1 protein-coding gene and 1 pseudogene are annotated in these 998 nt (G+C 69.5%); one reads left to right on the top strand and one right to left on the bottom strand.

The window, feature by feature from the left end:
* Window positions 1–220: pseudogene (locus R6V09_RS53845) on the top strand (hypothetical protein); the annotation flags it as partial.
* A gap of 310 nt (window positions 221–530) precedes the next feature.
* Here the strand turns inward: R6V09_RS53845 and pcaC are convergent.
* A partial coding sequence (gene pcaC, locus R6V09_RS53850; protein WP_317888653.1) for a 4-carboxymuconolactone decarboxylase occupies window positions 531–998 on the bottom strand: 468 nt, incomplete at its 5' end.

Consider the following 998-nt stretch of genomic DNA (forward strand, 5'->3'; position numbering starts at 1 on the left):
GACCGGCCAGCGCGCGGTACGGCTGGCCGCGCAGGCGGTCGCCTACCTGGAGGCCTCGCCCTGCCAGTACGAACACGCGGCGGCCCGCGTCGAGTACGGCATCGCCGCGCGCTCGGTGTCCGAACTCAACAGGGGCCTGACGCTTGCACGTTCGTGCGGGGCGGACGGCTTGGCGACACAGGCGCGCGAGGTGCTGGAGACGGGGAGAGGCTTGCGTTGAGCTGTTGTCCGGCTGCGGGCCGGTGGGGGCTGGTCGCGCAGTTCCCCGCGCCCCTGACGACACGGGCCGGCCCGCGCTTTTAAGGAGTGCGCAGTTCCTCGCACGCCTGAAGACTTGGGCCGGCCTGCGCTTTTAGGAGTGCGCAGTTCCTTGCACGTCTATGGACTTGGGTCGGCCTGCGCTTTTAAGGAGTGCGCAGTTCCTCGCGCACCTAAAGACTTGGGTCAGCCTGTGCTTTTAAGGGGCGCGGGGAACTGCGCGACCAGCCACGACGCACCCGCAGCCGACTCACAACGTCACCCCCATCCCCTTAGTCGCCGTCTTCCTCCAACACCCGCTGAGCCACGGCGAACGCCGAGTTGGCAGCAGGCACCCCGCAATACACAGCACTCTGCAACAGCACAGCGCCGATCTCCTCCGGCGTGAGCCCATTGCGCCGAGCCGCCCGAACATGCATGGCCAACTCGTCGTAATGCCCATGCGCAATCAACGCGGTCAGCGTCACCATGCTCCGCTCGCGCCGCGACAACGTGGTGTCGGTCCAGATCTCGCCCCACGCGTACCGCGAGATGAAGTCCTGGTAGCGGGCGGTGAAGGGGGTCTGCCGGGCCTGCGCCCGGTCCACGTGCTCGTCGCCGAGCACCTCACGCCGTACCGCCATCCCGCGCCCGGCACCCCCGTCGAGGTGTGCGCGCAGCGCGGTGAGGACGGCCTCCGGGCACTGGGCGGGGGCCAGATGCGAGGCGCCCGGGATCTCGACCAGGGCCGCGCCCGGCAC

Origin of the sequence: Streptomyces sp. W16 (assembly GCF_033194735.1) — a bacterium.
In the GTDB taxonomy this organism is placed as follows: domain Bacteria; phylum Actinomycetota; class Actinomycetes; order Streptomycetales; family Streptomycetaceae; genus Streptomyces.